The 17,838-nt window shown below is 71.3% G+C and carries 16 protein-coding genes; 12 read left to right on the top strand and 4 right to left on the bottom strand.

Annotated elements, in window-relative coordinates:
• The first annotated feature begins 28 nt into the window (after nt 1-28).
• The 4 genes from hisG (at nt 29) to OG485_RS09850 (ending at nt 3,980) form a co-directional block, all read left to right on the top strand.
• Complete coding sequence (hisG, locus tag OG485_RS09865; protein WP_328454638.1) at nt 29-886, top strand: ATP phosphoribosyltransferase; 858 nt, start codon at nt 29-31, stop codon at nt 884-886.
• Nucleotides 887-900: 14 nt separating this feature from the next.
• Nucleotides 901-1,368 carry a PH domain-containing protein gene (locus tag OG485_RS09860; protein WP_328666811.1) on the top strand — a complete coding sequence of 156 codons (468 nt, stop codon included), beginning with the start codon at nt 901-903 and terminating at the stop codon, nt 1,366-1,368.
• Nucleotides 1,369-1,566: 198 nt separating this feature from the next.
• Complete coding sequence (locus OG485_RS09855; protein ID WP_328666810.1) at nt 1,567-2,898, top strand: hemolysin family protein; 1,332 nt, start codon at nt 1,567-1,569, stop codon at nt 2,896-2,898.
• Complete coding sequence (locus tag OG485_RS09850) at nt 2,895-3,980, top strand: hemolysin family protein (RefSeq protein ID WP_328666808.1); 1,086 nt, start codon at nt 2,895-2,897, stop codon at nt 3,978-3,980. Before OG485_RS09855 ends, OG485_RS09850 begins: the two co-directional genes overlap by 4 nt.
• 76 nt (nt 3,981-4,056) lie before the next feature.
• On the opposite strand, the gene OG485_RS09845 is transcribed toward OG485_RS09850, so the two are convergent.
• Both OG485_RS09845 and OG485_RS09840 read right to left on the bottom strand, forming a co-directional pair.
• A complete protein-coding gene (locus OG485_RS09845) occupies nt 4,057-5,922 on the bottom strand; it encodes an AAA family ATPase (RefSeq protein ID WP_328666806.1) in 1,866 nt (621 codons plus the stop codon).
• A gap of 466 nt (nt 5,923-6,388) precedes the next feature.
• On the bottom strand, nt 6,389-7,042 hold the full coding sequence (locus tag OG485_RS09840; protein ID WP_328666805.1) for a uridine kinase family protein: 654 nt from the start codon (nt 7,040-7,042) through the stop codon (nt 6,389-6,391).
• Nucleotides 7,043-7,271: 229 nt separating this feature from the next.
• On the opposite strand from OG485_RS09840, the gene OG485_RS09835 reads away from it, so the two are divergent.
• The 6 genes from OG485_RS09835 (at nt 7,272) to OG485_RS09810 (ending at nt 14,063) form a co-directional block, all read left to right on the top strand.
• Nucleotides 7,272-8,228, top strand: coding sequence for a hypothetical protein (locus tag OG485_RS09835; protein ID WP_328666803.1), 957 nt, complete (start codon nt 7,272-7,274; stop codon nt 8,226-8,228).
• A gap of 50 nt (nt 8,229-8,278) precedes the next feature.
• Entirely contained in the window at nt 8,279-9,820 is a 1,542-nt protein-coding gene (locus tag OG485_RS09830) for an amino acid permease (RefSeq protein ID WP_443048678.1), read from the top strand.
• A 210-nt stretch (nt 9,821-10,030) separates the two neighbouring features.
• Complete coding sequence (locus OG485_RS09825) at nt 10,031-11,383, top strand: peptidase C39 family protein (RefSeq protein ID WP_328666799.1); 1,353 nt, start codon at nt 10,031-10,033, stop codon at nt 11,381-11,383.
• Nucleotides 11,384-11,699: 316 nt separating this feature from the next.
• Entirely contained in the window at nt 11,700-11,846 is a 147-nt protein-coding gene (locus tag OG485_RS09820; protein ID WP_328666797.1) for an SCO1431 family membrane protein, read from the top strand.
• Between the two features lie 135 nt (nt 11,847-11,981).
• Nucleotides 11,982-12,641: a TetR/AcrR family transcriptional regulator gene (locus tag OG485_RS09815; RefSeq protein ID WP_328666795.1), complete on the top strand. Its 660-nt coding sequence runs from the start codon at nt 11,982-11,984 to the stop codon at nt 12,639-12,641.
• A gap of 249 nt (nt 12,642-12,890) precedes the next feature.
• On the top strand, nt 12,891-14,063 hold the full coding sequence (locus tag OG485_RS09810) for an acyl-CoA dehydrogenase family protein (RefSeq protein ID WP_328666793.1): 1,173 nt from the start codon (nt 12,891-12,893) through the stop codon (nt 14,061-14,063).
• Here the strand turns inward: OG485_RS09810 and OG485_RS09805 are convergent.
• Together OG485_RS09805 and OG485_RS09800 are read right to left on the bottom strand one after the other, a co-directional pair.
• Nucleotides 14,026-14,427, bottom strand: coding sequence for a hypothetical protein (locus tag OG485_RS09805; protein ID WP_328666791.1), 402 nt, complete (start codon nt 14,425-14,427; stop codon nt 14,026-14,028). The two genes, OG485_RS09810 and OG485_RS09805, sit on opposite strands and share 38 nt — an antisense overlap.
• Nucleotides 14,428-14,790: 363 nt before the next feature.
• On the bottom strand, nt 14,791-15,225 hold the full coding sequence (locus tag OG485_RS09800; RefSeq protein ID WP_328666789.1) for a hypothetical protein: 435 nt from the start codon (nt 15,223-15,225) through the stop codon (nt 14,791-14,793).
• Between the two features lie 270 nt (nt 15,226-15,495).
• On the opposite strand from OG485_RS09800, the gene OG485_RS09795 reads away from it, so the two are divergent.
• Both OG485_RS09795 and OG485_RS09790 read left to right on the top strand, forming a co-directional pair.
• Nucleotides 15,496-15,936, top strand: coding sequence for an Lrp/AsnC family transcriptional regulator (locus tag OG485_RS09795; RefSeq protein WP_328666787.1), 441 nt, complete (start codon nt 15,496-15,498; stop codon nt 15,934-15,936).
• Between the two features lie 126 nt (nt 15,937-16,062).
• On the top strand, nt 16,063-17,679 hold the full coding sequence (locus OG485_RS09790) for an amidohydrolase (protein WP_328666784.1): 1,617 nt from the start codon (nt 16,063-16,065) through the stop codon (nt 17,677-17,679).
• Nucleotides 17,680-17,838 lie beyond the last annotated feature (159 nt).

The following is a 17,838-nucleotide window of genomic DNA, read 5'->3' as shown; positions in this document are numbered from 1 at the left end:
AGAATCTCCAGCAAAGGAAGCCGACCTCATGCTGCGCATCGCCGTCCCCAACAAGGGTTCCCTCTCAGGACCTGCGGCGGACATGCTGCATGAGGCCGGCTACCAGCAGCGCCGGGAGTCCAAGGAACTGCGGATCGTCGACCCGAACAACGAGGTCGAGTTCTTCTACCTCCGCCCCCGCGACATCGCGATCTACGTCTCCTCCGGCCGTCTCGACATCGGCATCACCGGCCGCGACCTGCTGGTCGACTCCGGAGCCAACGCCGAGGAGATCCTCCCGCTCGGCTTCGCCCGCTCCACCTTCCGCTTCGCCTCCAAGCCGGGCACCGCGAAGGGCATCGCGGACCTGAACGGCATGACGATCGCCACCTCCTACGAGGGCATCGTCGCGGGGCACCTCGCCGACCACGGCGTCGACGCCTCCGTCGTGCACCTCGACGGCGCCGTCGAGACCGCCATCGAACTCGGTGTCGCCGAGGTCATCGCGGACGTCGTCGAGACGGGCACCTCGCTGCGCAACGCGGGCCTGGAGATCTTCGGCGAGCCGATCATGAAGTCCGAGGCCGTCGTCATCCGGCGCGTCGGAGCCGGCCCCACCGAGGACGCCGAGCCCAAGGTCCAGCAGTTCCTGCGCCGCCTCCAGGGCGTGCTGGTCGCGCGGACCTACGTGATGATGGACTACGACTGCCGCGCCGAGCACCTGGAGAAGGCCGTCGCGCTCACTCCCGGACTGGAGTCGCCGACCATCTCGCCGCTGCACAACGAGGGCTGGGTCGCCGTCCGCGCCATGGTCCCCTCCAAGGAGGCCCAGCGGATCATGGACGACCTGTACGAGCTCGGCGCGCGGGCCATCCTGACCACGGCCATCCACGCCTGCCGGCTCTGACGGGATCAACGCACATGTCGGACCTTCCCACCCTTCCCATAACCTTCCGCCCCTCCCGTACCCGGGCGGTGCTGCTCACCGCGGGCGCGTCGATCCTTGTGGTCATCACCACGGTCGCCATGCTTCTGGAGCAACTCGGCCCGGGGGAGCGGCTCAGCTTCATCTTCACCGCGGCGCTGCTCTTCGGAGTGCTCCTGCTGCTCTCGCGGCCCAAGGTCGTCGCCGACGAGAGCGGTGTCACGGTCGTCAACATCACGAGCCGCCGGCACCTCGACTGGGCGGAGATCGTCCAGGTCAACCTGCGTCCCGGCGACCCCTGGGTGTTCCTCGACCTCAGTGACGGCACCAGTCTCCCGGTCCTCGGCATCCAGCCGGGCATCGCCCGGCAGCGCGCCATCGAGGACGCCCGCGCCCTGCGCGCCCTGGCCTCGGCCCGTGGAATCCAGGAGCCCGACGGGCAACGTGACGAACATCAGGGCTGACTCTCGGCCTTCCACCCTGCCCTGAGAGCCCATGTCTTGATTAATCTGTCGGCGGAGGCGTTTTTCATCGCGCCTCCGCCTCCGATGTGCTCCCGCCCTCAGAGGCCCCCTGCTACCCGAGGAGTGATTCCCTCCAGCGATGGACGGATCGTCCTGTAGTACCTGCGCCGCCCCCTTCCGACATAGCGAGGCGGCGGCATGACCATCCCCCTGTTGCTCCTTGGCGCGGCGTTCCTGCTGATTCTCGCCAACGGCTTCTTCGTGGCCGCGGAGTTCGGCCTCGTCACCGTCGAGCGCCCCGATGCCGAGAAGGCCGCGGCCGACGGCGACAGACGTGCCGGCACGGTCGTCGAGTCGCTCAAGGAGCTGTCCTTCCAGCTCTCCGGCACCCAGCTCGGCATCACCATCACCTCGCTCGTCGTCGGCATGCTCGCCGAACCGGCGCTCGCCGAGCTCCTGCACGGCCCGTTCACGGCGATCGGGCTGCCCGAGGGCGCCGTGCCCGGCGTCGCCGTGGTGGTCGGCATGCTGCTGGCCTCCGCCGTGCAGATGGTGGTCGGGGAACTCGTGCCCAAGAACTGGGCGGTGTCCAAGCCGCTCCAGGTGGCCCGCTTCGTCGCCGGTCCGCAGCACGTCTTCTCCCGCCTCTTCCGGCCGGTGATCGCCGCGCTGAACACGGTCGCCAACCGGCTCGTCCGCGCCCTGGGCGTGGAACCCGCCGAGGAGCTGGCCTCCGCCCGCACCCCGGGCGAACTCATCTCCCTCGCCCGCCACTCCGCCCGCGCGGGAGCCCTGGAGCAGGACACCGCGGACCTCTTCGTCCGCACGATGTCCCTGGCCGACCTCACCGCGCAGCACGTCATGACGCCGCGGGTGAAGGTCAGCGCCCTCCAGTCGTCGGCCACCGCCGAGGACGTGGTCAACCTCACCCGTGCCACCGGCCTCTCCCGCTTCCCGGTCTACCGGGAGCGGATCGACGAGATCGTCGGCATGGTGCACCTCAAGGACGCCCTCGCGATCCCCTCGCGCGACCGGCTGCGCACACCCGTCGGCCGGATCGCCCAGGTCCCCCTGCTCGTCCCGGAGACCCTGCCCGTGCAGCCCCTCCTGGAGCGCCTGCGCAGTGAACAGCCGATCGCCGTCGTCGTCGACGAGTACGGCGGCACGGCCGGCGTGGTCACCCTGGAGGACATCGTCGAGGAACTCGTCGGCGAGGTCCGCGACGAGCACGACGACGAGCAGGGCGAGCCGCCCGAGCTCGCGGCCGCGCCCCCCGAGGACGGCAGGCCCGCCTGGGACGCCGACGGCAGCTGCCGGGTCGACATCCTGCAGCGCATAGGCCTCGACGTGCCCGAGGGACCGTACGAGACCGTGGCGGGCCTCGTCGCCGACCTGCTCGGCAGGATCCCGGCCCCCGGTGACAAGGCCGAGCTCCCGGGCTGGCGCCTCGTCGTGCGACAGGTCGGGCACTACCGTGCCGAACGCGTCCGCCTCGTGCGCACCGCGCTCGCCCCGGAGGCCGTCCGATGACCGTGCTCCAACTGCTGTTCGCGGCCCTGCTGGTGCTCGCCAACGGCTTCTTCGTCGGCGCCGAGTTCGCGCTCGTGTCCGTACGGCGCAGCCAGATCGAACCGCTGGGCACCGCCCGCTCCCGGCAGGTCCTGTACGGCCTGGAGCGGCTCCCGCAGATGATGGCGGCGGCCCAGTTCGGCATCACCATGTGCTCGCTGACGCTCGGCGCGGTCGCCGAGCCCACGGTCGCCCGTCTGCTGGAGCCGCTGTTCGAGGCGGTCCACCTGCCGGACGGGGTGATCCACCCCCTCGGCTATGTGATCGCGCTCGCCTTCGTCGTCTTCTTCCACCTCGTCATCGGCGAGATGGTCCCGAAGAACCTGGCGATGGCCGCGCCCGAGAAGACGGCCCTGTGGCTCAGCCCCGGACTGGTCGCCTTCGCACGGGTGTGCCGCCCGGTCACGGTGGGCCTCGGCGCCTGCGCCCAGCTGATCCTCCGGCTGTTCCGGGTCGAGCCCAAGGACGAGGTCGAAGCGGTCTTCACGAGCGAGCAGCTCAACCGGCTCGTCGAGGACTCCGGACAGGCGGGACTCCTCGACCCCGAGGAGCAGGAGCGCCTCGAGGACGCCCTGGAACTCGGCTCCCGTCCGGTCACCGACGTCCTGCTCGACAGTGCCTCGCTGGTCACCGTGGACCCTTCGGTCACCCCGGGGCAGGTCGTCGCGCTCACCGCGCGCACCGGGTACTCCCGGTTCCCGGTGGTCGCGGAGAACGGCGCCTCCATGGGCTGCTACCTCCATGTGAAGGACGTCCTCGACCTGGAGGGGTCGGAGCGTGCGGTCCCGCAGCAGGTGTGGCGGCCGATGGCCACCCTGCGCTCCGAACTCCCCCTGGACGACGCCCTCACCGTGATGCGCCGTGCCGCCACCCATCTGGCCCAGGTCGCCGACGCCTCCGGGAAGGTCCTCGGCCTCGTGACGCTGGAGGACGTACTGGAACTGCTCGTCGGCGAGGTACGGGACCCGGCGCACCGCGATGTCACGCCGGTACGGGTCACGGAGCCGCGCGTCGGCCAGGCCGAGGAGGCGCTGGCGAGCTGACCGCGAGCGTGGGCCCCGGTTCCCGGGGGCCGTACGACCCGTGACGGTCGTACGGCCCCCGGGAACCGGGGCCTTCTCACATCGCCGACGGATCCTGCGGGCCCCGGCCCGAGAGGACCTCCCCGTAGGCCTGCATGAGGTCGGGCAGACGCAGCGTCGACAGGTCGTCGCGCGACGGTGTGCCGGGGTATCCCGACAGCCGCAGATCGCGGTACGCGCAGCTCTTCTCGTACAGGGTGCGCAGGAAGCGGCCGTTGCCGAGCTCGTCGATCCAGCCCTGGTCGACGACGTGCCCGGCGATCGAACGGAGCTCGTCCAGCGCCTCCTCGTCCCAGATGTCACCGTTCTCGGCGGCCAGCACCTCGCCGATGGAGGTCAGTTCGAGCGGGCGGTAGGAGGGGAAGTCCACGCGGCTGGTGAAGCGCGAGGAGAGACCGGGGTTCGCGGCGAGCAGCCGGTCCATGCCCTCGGGGTAGCCGGCGAGGATGACGACCAGGTGGTCCCGGTTGTCCTCGGCCCGCTTCAGCAGCACCTGGAGGGCCTCGTCGCCGTACGCGTCGCCCTTGCCGTAGCCGGAGTTGGACAGCGAGTACGCCTCGTCCACGAACAGGACGCCGCCGATCGCCGAGTCGATGAGCTCGTTGGCCTTCACGGCGGTCTGGCCGAGGTACTCGCCGACCAGGTCGGCTCGCTGGGCCTCGACCAGATGGTCCCCGCCGAGCAGCCCGAGCGCGTAGAACACCCGGCCGAGAATGCGCGCCACCGTGGTCTTGCCGGTGCCGGAGGGGCCGGAGAAGACGAAGTGCCGTTTCGGCGGCTGCACCGGCAGACCCTGCCCCGTGCGCAGCCTGGCCATGTTCAACTGCGCCGACAACGCCTTGACCTGACGTTTCACCGGTTCCAGGCCCACCATGCGCTCCAGTTCGGCGAGCGCCTCGTCGAGCAGGGCGGGGTCGGTCGGCCCCGCCGGCATCGGCTGCACCGGGATCACGGCCTTCTCCCGGAAGCCGTCGGTCTGGGCCGGCAGCCCGCCGGGCGGCGACGGATCGGCGTCCGGGAGCCTCAGGTCGCGCCCCTCGGTGCCGAACAGCGCGTCCATGCCGTCCGGGCCCTCCAGCACGTCCTGCCCGATCCCGGCGAGCGTGATCGCCGCGAGGTCGGCGGCGGCGTCGTCGTACCCGTCCCCCTCGGCGATGGCGGCGAGCCGGGCCGAGGTGTCCATGAAGGAGGGGTCGACCCGGTGCACCGCCCGGTACAGGGGGAGCGCGGCGGCGGACCGTCCGGTGCCCTCGTGGGCGCGGGCCAGCCAGTACCGCAGCTCCTTGCGCTGCGGCTGTTCGCTGCGGCAGCGCATCAGCGCGGACGACAGCAGCGGCTCGGCCTGTCCGTACATCTCCAGCCGGACCCGCGCCATGCCGCCGAACAGTCCGGCCTCGATGCCGAGCATGGCGTCGTTGATCAGCGGATCGGTGTGCCGCACCAGCTGTTCCCAGTCCTTGACCAGATAGGCGCGGCACGCGTGCAGGAACCGCACCTGGTGGTCCGCGTCGACCGGCGGCAGTCCGGCCAACGCCCGGTCCAGTTCGGGGACATGACGCCCGTCGAGCCAGTGCGAGGCGTGCGCGAGCAGCAGGTCGCGCGGACTCTCCAGCACGGGCTGGACCCACCAGCCCAGCCAGTACCAGGAGTTGAGGGTGCGCCGGTGGCGGGAGCGCTGCTCGCCGAAGCGGTCCCGGTGCCGGAACATCCGCAGCAGCGCGGTCGTCGTGTCCACCCGTAGCGCGTGCAGTCCGAGCCAGCCGTCCGCCATACCGGGGTCCATCCGGACCGCGGCGCGGAACTCCTCCTCCGCCTGCGGGTAGGCGCCCATCGTGTAGGCGTCCACGCCCCGCAGCCAGGCGAGGTCGGCCGGGGCCTCGGGGCCCTGCGTGCCGAAGTCCATCCGTCCCCCACAAACCGTGCCCCCGATGGTCGGGGAGTGCCTCGCGGATCAGGACATCCCCTTGCCGCCGGGCCGGTGCCCGTCGGCAGCTCTGGTCGAACGACTGTGCCGCGGACGGGAGTTGAAGCGGTGCGGCACAGCAACCGTCCGAAAGTCGCACCGAGAGGCATCGTACCTGCGGTGGACGGGCCTGCCGAAGGGTGCCGCACAGCCCGTTCCACGAGGTGGGAGCATATGGGGCGCACTGCGAACGGTGACCCAGGGTGAGCGAATCACGCCGTGGGGCGCCCGGAAAGAGAGGGTGTGGGCAGAACGAAGCCCCCGATCACGGGGGAACAACCGGGGGCTTCGCGACTGCGGGCGGCTCCCGAAGGGCCGCTGCTTCAGAACGTAAGACCTGTACGGCCCCCTGGTCAAGCAGAGTTGGGGCACTGAGGCAACTTCTCCGGAGTGGGTCTTCACAACTTCAGCACGCTGCGGATGGTCCATCACGGTGCGTGATGAACTGGTCCGGTCCAGACGTCCCAGCAGGCCCCGGCAGCACCTCGTATCCCTCTGGACACTGCCGCACCACATGGTCCGCGAACGGTCGCGTGGGGTCCTCGGCGAAGTGCCGGCGCTCGGCGCGGACCCATCCGTCCCAGAACTCGCTCTGCGCCTCCCCGTCCCGTCGCCGCCCCCGCGCCCAGGCCTGCTCGTGGGGCAACTCCATCCACAGCAGTCGCGCGAGCCACGGCCGCAGCGCACTGCGTCCCGCGCCGACGCCCTCCAGGAGCACCACGGGCGCGGCCGGGAGCTCGCACACCGCTCCGAACTCCCGGGTCGTCCAGTCGTAGGGGGCGTAGCGTGCCGGCTCGCCGCGCCCGAACGGCTCGATCACCCCGCTCAGCAGGCGCTCGGTCCAGCCGAAGAGCTCCTCGTGGGTGGCGATGTCGTCGAGGTGCAGGACGGGCGCGCCGTCCAGCGCCGTCGCCAGTCTCCCGGCGAACGTGGTCTTTCCGGAGCCGGCGTGACCGTCCACGCCGACGAGGCGGACGGGCCCGCAGGAGGGCGGCAGCCGGCGCAGCCGTGAGGCGAGGTCGTGAATGGGTTTTCCCGGGGTGAGGTGCGAGGTCGGCACAGTCCTGTGGAACATTCTATCGAGGCGCCGTCCACAGCGGACCCATGGGTTCAGGATGGTGCCGTATTGAACCATTCATTGAACAATCCTCAAGGGCTTCGGGGGCCGCGCCGAAAATTCCCGGCCCCGCGGAACCAGGTATTTCGGATAGGGCGTTCCGGTACTCGTGGATGCTGAGTAGGGTTCCTGTCGGGGAACGCAAGCGTCGTACGGGGACGGACTGGGGAAGATGGCCGCGGAGTTATTCGAGGGGCAGTATGTGTGGCATCCGGCGGCCGACGACCGCAGACTCGCGAGCGTCTGCACGGACATCAGAGCCGGCCGCTATCTGAGCGCCCACGAAGCCCTGAAGGAGACCCGCTCCGACTACGGATTACGGGCCCATCGATCCCTGGTCCTCGCCTCCGAGGCCGCCGACTCCGATCTCACCGAACGCTGGCTGGCGGAGGAGCAGACCCCCGAGGCCGCCCTGATGTGGGCCCGCGTGGCCGTGCTGCGGGCGTTACGCGCGGCCGACGCCAAGGACGACCGGGCCGAGGCGCTGGAACGCATAGCGCTGACCGCCTGCGACCGGGCCGCGGTGATGGACCGCGCCGACCCCACGCCCTGGGTCGCCCGGCTGTCCATGGCCCGGCTGCACGACCTGCGCGACCCGGCCCCGCAGGGGCTGCTGACCCAGCCTCTCGGCCCCTGGCGCCTGTTCTCGCACGTCCTGCGCCTCGACCCCTGGAACCGTGAGGGCCATCACCGGTTCCTGGCCTTCTTCTTCACGCGCTACGGCGGTTCCGTGAACGCCGCCTGGGACGTCGCCGCCTTCCTGAGCCAGCGCGCCCCCGCCTCCTCGCCCCTTCGGCTGCTGCCGCTGGTGGCCCTGGTGGAGAGCTACAACCCCACGCAGCTGCTGGTGGACCGCACCTGGGAGCAGCCGCAGTGGCGTTCCACGGCGCTCGCGATCTACCAGAACTGGCTGCCGGAGGTGACCGGATACCGCTTCACGCCCGTGCTCGACCTGGCGTATCTGGCGCACGCGCTCTTCATGGCGCAGCGCGAGTTCGAGGCCCGCGCGGTGCTCATGGCGATGGGACCGTACGCCTGCCGGATGCCGTGGAGCGTGTTCGGCGAACCCGAGGAGCAGCTCTCCCGCGCCCGCCGCGCCTGCGGCCTGCCCGTGCCGGGGGCCGGCTGAACGGCGGCCCTCCCCGACGTCCTCATCGACCCCCGAGAGAAAGGTCAGCTGTGTCGGAACGAATATCGGCCCCAAGTCGGAGAACCGACGCCGGAAAGGAATCCGCCGCCTTCGACGACGATGCCACGTTGCACGCGATGGGATATCCGAGAAAGCTCACCCGTCGATTCCAGGCATTCGACAACTTCGCGATATCCTTCACCATCATCAACATCATTTCGGGTATTTTCTCGTCCTTCGGTTTCGGATTGAATGCAGGCGGCCCTCGCGTTCTCGTGTTCGGCTGGATCGGCGTATCCGTGATGGTGCTCTTCATCGGTGCCGCGATGGCGGAAGTCGCCTCCGCCTATCCGACGAGCGGGGCGCTCTATTTCTCCGCCGGCAAGCTCGCCAAGCGGCACAAGGGTGCCTGGTCCTGGTACACGGGGTGGCTGAATTTCGTGGGTCAGGTGGGAGGCACGGCCGCCACCGGATACGCGGCCGCCACCTTCATCCAGGCGTTCGTCGCCCTGCAGTGGGACTCGTACGAGCCGACCGCCCAGCAGACGGTCCTGATCACCGCGGTGATCATCGTGCTCCAGGGTTTGGCCAATACCTACACCGTCCAGCTCGTCGCCGTGCTCAACCGGATCTCCGTGTGGTGGCTGCTGGTCGGGCTCGTCGTGATCGTGAGCACACTCATCGTGATGCCCGACGACCACCAGTCGGCCTCGTTCGTCACGCATTTCGCGAACAACACCGGTTTCACGAACGGGATTTACGGAGGGATGCTCGGCCTGCTGGTCACCAGCTGGACCTTCACGGGCTTCGACGGCAGCTTCCACATGTCCGAGGAAACGGTGCGGGCCACGGTCAACGCACCAAAGGGGATCACCCGTTCGATCGCCTATTCGGCGATCACCGGGCTCATCCTGATGCTTGCCCTTGTGTACAGCATTCATGATTATGACCGGGTCGCCGGATCGTCGGCGCCGCCCGTGCAGATCCTCATCGATGGGCTTGGCATGGGCATGGCTAAAACCATCCTGCTCGTCGTGATCGGCTCCATGCTGTTCTGCGGGCTGGCCAACCTGACCAGCAACACCCGGCAGATCTTCGCCTTCTCCCGGGACGGCGCGATGCCGGGCTCCCGCTGGTGGCACTCCGTCTCGCCGCGCACCCGTACACCCGTCAAGGCCGTCTGGCTGGCGGTCGCCTGCTCGCTGGTCCTCGTCCTGCCCGGATGGTGGTCGCACACCGCGTTCACGGCCATCGTCAGCGTCAACGTCGTCGGGCTCTTCCTCGCCTACGCCGTGCCGGTCTTCCTGCGGCTGCGGCTCGGCGACGAGTTCCAGCCCGGCCCCTGGAACCTGGGCCGCTGGAGCAAGCCCGTCGGCTGGGTGGCCGTGACCTGGATCCTCGCCAGCAGCGTGCTCTTCATGCTGCCCCAGGTCTCACCGATCACCGGGGACAACTTCAACTACGCCTCGATCGCCCTGGCCGTGGTGCTGATCGTCGCGACGGTGTGGTGGTTCGCCACGGCACGCCGTCGCTTCCAGGGCCCCGTCAGTTACGGCCGCCCCGACGAGGTCGCCGCCATGGACCTCGTCTGACCGCCCGGCCCCCGGCCCGGCCCCCGGCCCGGCACCCGCCGGGCCGGGGGCCGGGGGCGAGGCGCCCCAGGTCATGCCAGTGGTCCCGACCAATATTGGTGGGCGTGGCACGGGCCGAAGTGCTGGCAGAAGTCACCCTCCGGCGTCCATAGTTGGCGCACGACAGAGCATTGGGCCCGCCCGTTCCGGACACCTGGGGGTTCTCCACCCATGAGCAGAGCCGAACAGCCGTCCCGCAGAATCGTCCTGGCCGCCGCGGTGGCCGCGGCGACGGTGGGGGCCGTGGGCCCGCCGGCCGCCGCCGCTCCGGCCCGCCGGACCGGAGCGCCCGGCCGCCTTGTCGACAACCGCGCCTGGACCTCGTACGGCGACTGGCGCGCGGGCAGCGCGCACGGCGCGCGGGCCGTGCCGGGCACCCGCCCCGGGCTGGTGATCGCAGCCCCGGCCGGCACGACGGACTACACCGACCCGCACACCGGCAGGACCGCCACCTGGGAGCACGCGACCTGGACCTCGCCGGTCCACCGGCTCGCCGTCCCCTCCACGGAGGTCATCGCCTCCTGGAACGCGCACACCCCGGCCGGCACCTGGCTCCAGGTCGAGCTGAGCGGCACCTACTCCGACGGCACGGACACGCCCTGGTACGTGATGGGCCGCTGGGCTTCCGGTGACCAGGACATCAGGCGCACCTCCGTGGACGACCAGACCGACGGCCGCAGCACGATCTGGACGGACACGTTCTCCATCGACGACGCCGCCTCCGGCCTGCGCCTCGTCTCGTACCGGCTGCGCCTGACCCTCTACCGCACCCCGGGTACCAGGATCACGCCCACCGTGTGGCGGCTGGGCGCGATGGGCTCCGACATCCCGGACCGCTTCACCGTCCCCGCCTCGGCCCCGGGCCTGGCCCGGGAACTGAACGTTCCGCGCTACTCGCAGGAGATCCACGCCGGTCAGTACCCGGAGTACGACAACGGTGGCGAGGCATGGTGCAGCCCCACCTCCTCGCAGATGATCATCGAGTACTGGGGACGCAGGCCGACCGCCGAGCAGCTCGCCTGGGTCGACCCGGCGTACACCGACCCGCAGGTGTGCCTCGCGGCCCGCTCCACCTACGACTACCAGTACGCCGGCTGCGGCAACTGGCCCTTCAACGCCGCCTACGCGGCCACGTACAAGGACCTCCAGGGCGTGGTGACCCGGCTCGGCTCGCTCACCGACCTGGAGACGCTGATCGCCGCCGGCATCCCGGCCATAACGTCCCAGTCGTTCCTCAAGACCGAGCTGACGGGCGCGGGTTACGGCACCTCGGGCCACCTCATGACGGTCATAGGGTTCACCGCGGACGGCGATGTGATCGCCAACGACCCGGCGTCGCCCGGCGACGCCGCGGTGCGCAGGATCTACAAGCGCTCCGAGTGGGAGAACATCTGGCTGCGGACCAAGCGCTACAACGCCTCCGGGAAGGTCGTCTCCGGTACCGGCGGGGTCTGCTACCTGTACTTCCCGGCGCATCCCTCGCCGCGTCAGCGCAAGGCGCTCGCGGCGGTGGGTATCCGCTGATGTAAGGCGCGGCCCCGCCGGGCGGGACCGGGCTTGCCCGGACCCCCGTGCGCGGGCCGGCCTGAGTCACTCCGAAGCCCGCTGCGGGCCGGCCGGAACCTGGCCCGCGGCGGGCTTCCGGCCGTCCTGGGCGCCGTGTGACGAGACGCACACGCGGGCCCGCCGGGTGGAATCCGGCGGGATCGGGAGCCGCCGGGCCGCCGAGGTGACCTGGGTCTCTACCGGTGACGGCGGCTCCGGTGGCAAGGTGGTCGGGTCGGTGGGGAGCCGACGGGAGGCGGGGGACGTCACCGCACCACTACGTCAGCGAGATGCCATGACCGTGAGTTCCGCCACCGCCCCTCGTCTCCGCACCCGTACCGGAGGCCCCGAGGACAACGGCCCGAAGATCCTCGAACACGTCCTGGGCTGGATCTTCGTGGTGGTCGTGGCGATGCTGGTGACGCGGCTCGGTCTGCTCTGAGACGGCGCCGGCGCCAGGGGCCCACGGCACGCTGCCCCGCATGACGGCCAGGGCGGCGATCGCCCCCGGATGACGGTCGGCACGGTTCTGCCATACTGCGGATGTTCCGTCGGCAGTTGGAGACCAGGGCCGGAATTGAATAATAGTCAACAGCGTGAGATCGACCGCCCCCGAGCGCGGGGCACCGACCGCTCACTGGCGCGCCGCGCCGAACTCATCGCCATCGGGCGGAAGTTGTTCGCCGACACGTCGTACGACGCCCTGTCGATGGACGACATCGCACGGCAGGCTCATGTCGCCAAGGGGCTGATCTACTACTACTTCAAGTCCAAGCGCGGCTACTACCTCGCCATCGTCGAGGACTCGGTCGCTGATCTGGTCTCCCGGGCCGCCGACGGCCGGGATCTTCCTCCGGTGGAACGGGTCCAGCGCACGATCGACGGCTATCTCCGCTATGCCGAGCACAACCAGGCCGCGTACCGCACGATCATCGCGGGCGGCGTGGGCTTCGACGCCGAGGTGCAGGCGATCCGCGACGGGGTGCGCGAGGCGATCGTCGCGACGATCGCCGAGGGCGCGTACGGCAGGGGCAGGGTCGGACCGCTGCCGCGCATAGCCCTGCTCGGCTGGCTGCACAGCGTGGAGGGAGCCACCCTCGACTGGATCGGCCACCCGGTGCTGCCGCGCGACACCATGCGCGAACTGCTGGTGAAGATGCTGGGGGGTGCGATGCGTGCCGTCGAAGAACTCGACCCCACATACGTGGCCCCGCCCGACGCCCGGCGGGACGACTGACGGAACACTATGAGGACTAGACCACCCTGTCAATGGTTTGGACCAATCGGCCAGGTCTCCTCGGCGACCGGCCGGCATCCGGAGCGGATGAGCGGATGGTCCTCCTTTCGGGCGTACTCCCGGCGCCACGGCCGCCGTTCGCCGGGTTCCGTGACCGGGACCGGGAGCATCGGCGGGGCCGGGTGAGACCCGGCCCCGTCGCTCCCGGGGGAGCGACGGCGATGTGCCCGACCAGGGAGGAGCGCCGCCGTGCCCGATCCCGCCCCGCGGCCGGTGGACCGTCAGCTGCCCACGGACGAGGCCCGGGACCTGATCGCGCTCGTCCGTGACATGGCGCGCCGCGAGATCGCCCCGGACGCCGCCGAGGAGGAGGACGCCGGGCGCTTTCCGCGTGAGCTCTTCGGACTGCTCTCGGAGTCCGGACTGCTCGGACTGCCCTACGACGTCGCCCACGGTGGCGGCGGCCAGCCGTACGAGGTCTACCTCCAGGTTCTCGAGGAACTCGCCATGGCCCGCCTCACCGTGGGCCTCGGCGTCAGCGTCCACACCCTGGCCTGCCACGCGCTGGCGAACCACGGGACCGGGGCGCAGCGGGCCGCGCACCTGCCCGCGATGCTCGGCGGTGGTCTGCTCGGCGCGTACTGCCTCTCCGAGCCGTCCTCGGGTTCCGACGCCGCCGCGCTGCGGACGGAGGCGGTGCGGCGGGGGGACGACTGGATCGTCACCGGCACCAAGGCGTGGACCACCCATGGAGGGGTGGCCGACTTCTACACGGTGTTCGCGCGAACCGGCGGCGAGGGCGCGCGGGGCATCACGGCCTTCCTGGTGCCCGGCGACGCCGAGGGGCTGAGCGCTTCGCCGCCGGAGCGGAAGATGGGCCTGAAGGGTTCGCCGACCGCACAGGTCCACTTCGACGGGGTACGCGTCACCGACGGCCGCCGCCTCGGCGACGAGGGCCAGGGTTTCGCGATCGCCCTGTCGGCACTCGACGCCGGGCGGCTCGGCATCGCGGCCTGCGCGACAGGCCTGGCCCAGGCCGCGCTGGACGAGGCGGTCGCGTACGCCACCGTCCGGCGCCAGTTCGGGAGGCGGATCGCGGACTTCCAGGGGCTCCGCTTCCTGCTCGCGGACATGGCCACCCGGGTCGAGGCCGGCCGCGCGCTCTGTCTGTCCGCCGCCCGGCTGCGCGACGCGGGCCGGCCCTTCTCCCGGCAGGCGGCCATGGCGAAACTGCTGTGCACGGACGGGGCGATGAAGGTCACCACGGACGCCGTCCAGGTCCTGGGCGGGTACGGGTACACCGCCGACTTCCCGGCCGAGCGGTACCTCCGTGAGGCGAAGGCGCTGCAGATCGTCGAGGGCACCAATCAGATCCAGCGCATGGTCATCGCGCGGCACCTCGTGGGTCCCGGGACGGGCTGAGGTCGCCGCGCGGGTCCGCGCTCATGCCGAACTCGTTCCGCGGATCCCGGGACGCGTCGAACCGGCCGTCGCCGCGCGGGTCCCGGCCCGGGGTGAAGCGCTCCTCACCCCGCGGTTCCGTGAGCGCGCCGAACTGCCCGCGCCCGTACATCACCGACGGCGCCGACAGGCGCACCCACTCGGGGTCGTGATGCCCCGGCAGTGTGCGGCCGTGATCGGCCCAGGCGCGCATCAGGGCGCGGTAGATGGGCGGATCCTGAGCCGGCGGGGGTGGCGGTGGCGGCGGGACCCAGTGAACCGATTCCGCCGGAGCCGGGACGAGGATCCGGCGGCGGCGCCCGGTGGCGGAAGGTGTGGGGCTCATACCGGGGCAACGTGCCGGCGGGCGGACAGGTCACCCGCGCGCGGAATCGGGTGTGTGTTCGCGACGGGACCCCTGCGAGGGCCCCGCGGAGGCGCGCTGTCGGGCCCTCGGCAGACATCTGGCGTAGAGATCTGACGCACGCATCTGACGAACCGTCAATTCCGCCGCCGGGGGCCGCGTCCTGTCGGGCGACGTGCGGCAGGCGATCATCTTGCTGCGCATCGCCCACCGCCAGGTGTACTTCGGCGACCTGGCGTCCCACGGATCCGGACGCACTGGTCCTGCACCACGGCAGCCTGCGGGCCATGGTGCAGGGCAGCTACTGGGACGAAGCGGGCGACGCCCGCTGAACGTGCCGAGCCGTCAGGCCGCGCGCCGCATCTCGGAGACCCGCCTGGGGACCGAGCCCGGACCGCCCACGTGGGAGAACGGCTGCGTACGCCAGTCCAGCCCCTGAGGGAGCGTCAACAGGAGGGCGGTGTCCTGCTGCTGGGGTTCCGCGGAGTCGTCCGCGGACTGCGCCTCGGCAGCTGCACGGCCCGTGCCCGAACAGACGGTGAGCCCGAACGGGTTCCACGGGGAGGCGCACAGGGCGTGCTCCGGCAGGACCTCCTCGTCCGCGAGCAGCGCGATGGGCTGCGCGCAGTCCGGGCAGATCACCCGGTACATCTCGAACGTGTCGTACGCGTCGAACTCGTCACCGTCCAGGTCGTCGGATTCGACGCCCTCCGGCTCGGGTTCGAGAACGGCCTGCTGCCGCTTGGGTGCGGTACGACCAGGGCGCTTAAGACTCTGCATGGGATTCTCCCCCTCGGGTGGGCCGACAAGGCGCTGCGACCTCGACCACAGCAAGCACTTCCCGTCCGGTCTCCGAGGTAATCACGTGAACATCGCCGACGCGGTTGCATTCATGTGTCGTTCGTCACATGCCGTCCGCAGGTGCCCGGCGCCCCGCGGAAGTTGGCGGCCGGATGACGTGCGAACGACGCCCGTCCACATCACAAAGCGGGTATGACCTGCGCCGCTGAGGTATCCCGGGGGATCGGCGGCCCTGTAGGTTCTTGCGCCATGGAGGAGCTGGACCGACAGATCGTGCAGCTGCTCGTCGCAGACGGGCGGATGAGTTACACCGACCTGGGCAAGGCCACGGGCCTGTCCACGTCCGCCGTGCATCAGCGGGTGCGCCGCCTCGAGCAGCGCGGCGTCATCCGGGGCTATGGCGCGGTCGTGGACCCGGAGGCCGTCGGGCTGCCCCTGACCGCCTTCATCTCGGTGAAGCCGTTCGACCCCAGCGCCCCCGACGACATCGCCGAACGCCTCGCGGGCGTCCCGGAGATCGAGGCCTGCCACAGTGTCGCGGGCGACGAGAACTACATCCTCAAGGTGCGTGTCTCGACCCCGCACGAACTCGAGGAACTCCTCGGGCGGCTGCGGGCGCTCGCCGGTGTGTCGACGCGTACCACCGTCGTCCTGTCGACTCCGTACGAATCCCGCCCGCCCCGCATCTGAGGGACCGCCGGGACCCGGGCGCGCGATCACGCGGATCCCTCCGGACGGACGGGCGCACCCGGCCGCCACGCCGTGCCGACCCCACCCGGGCGACGACCGGACGCCCGCAGGCGCGAGACTGTTCCCATGAGTGAGAGCACCGCCCCGTCGGACACCGTGCTGCTGCGCGGTGGAGAAGTCCACAGCCCCGCCGACCCCTTCGCCACCGCCATGGTCGTGGAACGGGGGCAAGTCGCCTGGGTCGGTTCGGAAGGCGCGGCGGACGCCTTCGCCGAAGGCGTCGACGAGGTCGTCGACCTCGAAGGCGCCCTGGTGACCCCGGCGTTCACCGACGCGCATGTGCACACCACCGCCACCGGACTGGCCCTCACCGGCCTCGACCTGTCCGACGCGCCGTCCCTGGACGCGGCGCTCGCCCTCGTCCGTGATTTCGCCGCCGCCCGTCCGGCCGACCGGGTGCTGCTCGGCCACGGCTGGGACGCGGCCCGCTGGCCCGGCGGACGCCCCCCGGCCCGCACCGAACTCGACGCCGCGACCGGCGGACGTCCGCTGTACCTCTCCCGCATCGACGTGCACTCCGCCGTCGCCACCACCGCCCTCCTGGACCTGGTCCCCGGCGTCACGGCGCTCGCCGGGTACGTGCCCGACGGCCCCCTGACCCGCGACGCCCACCACGCCGTGCGCGCGGCGGCGCTCGGTGCGATCGGCGGCGCGCAGCGCGCCGGCGCGCAGCGCGCCGCGCTCGCCCACGCCGCCTCGCTCGGCATCGGCTCGGTGCACGAGTGCGCGGGTCCCGAGATCTCCTCCGAGGACGACTTCACCGGACTGCTGCGGCTCGCCGCCGAGGAACCGGGCCCGAGGGTCGTCGGCTACTGGGCCGACCGCGATGTCGAGAAGGCGCGGGCCCTCGGCGCGGTCGGAGCGGCCGGCGACCTGTTCGTCGACGGCTCCCTCGGCTCGCACACCGCCTGTCTGCACGAGCCGTACCTCGACGCGGACCACACGGGCGTCGTCCACCTCGACGCGGACGCCGTCGCCGCGCATGTCGTCGCCTGCACCGAGGCGGGCCTCCAGGCGGGCTTCCACGCCATCGGGGACGCCGCGGTGGCCTCGGTGACCGAGGGCGTCCGCGCCGCCGCCGAGAAGGTCGGCCTGGCCCGTGTGCGCGCCGCCCGGCACCGCGTCGAGCACGCCGAGATGCTCACCCCGGAGACCGTCGCGGGCTTCGCCGAACTCGGCCTCACCGCCTCCGTGCAGCCCGCCTTCGACGCGCTGTGGGGCGGCGAGGACGGCATGTACGCCCAGCGCCTGGGCGCCGAGCGGGCCCGCACCCTCAACCCGTTCGCGGCCCTGCTGCGCGCCGGGGTGCCGCTGGCCTTCGGATCCGACAGCCCCGTGACCCCGCTCGATCCGTGGGGCACCGTGCGGGCGGCGGCCTTCCACCGCACGCCCGAGCACCGGGTATCCGTGCGGGCCGCCTTCACGGCCCACACGCGGGGCGGCTGGCGGGCCGTCGGACGCGACGACGCGGGCGTCCTGGTGCCCGGCGCGCCCGCGGACTACGCCGTGTGGCGCACCGGCCGTCTCGTGGTGCAGGCCCCCGACGACCGGGTCGCGCGCTGGTCCACCGACCCTCGCTCCGGCACACCCGGACTCCCGGATCTGACCCCCGGCGGCGACCTGCCCGTCTGCCTGCGCACCGTGGTCGGCGGACGGACGGTATTCGTACGGCCTAACGAGTGATGTCCCCGGGTGCCCGGTGCTCCTCCAGGGCCCGGCACCCCGTCGTTCGACCTGCGCATCCTCGCCGCTGACCTGGGCTTTGTCGGAAAAGGCGCAGATCAAGCCAGTGTTGACAGCCTGCCGAGGGAGGCGGGTAGGTTCGGCCGGGTCCACCACCGG

Origin of the sequence: Streptomyces sp. NBC_00328 (assembly GCF_036139655.1) — a bacterium.
Taxonomy (GTDB): Bacteria; Actinomycetota; Actinomycetes; order Streptomycetales; family Streptomycetaceae; genus Streptomyces.
This window is presented reverse-complemented; position numbering and strand designations above follow the sequence as displayed.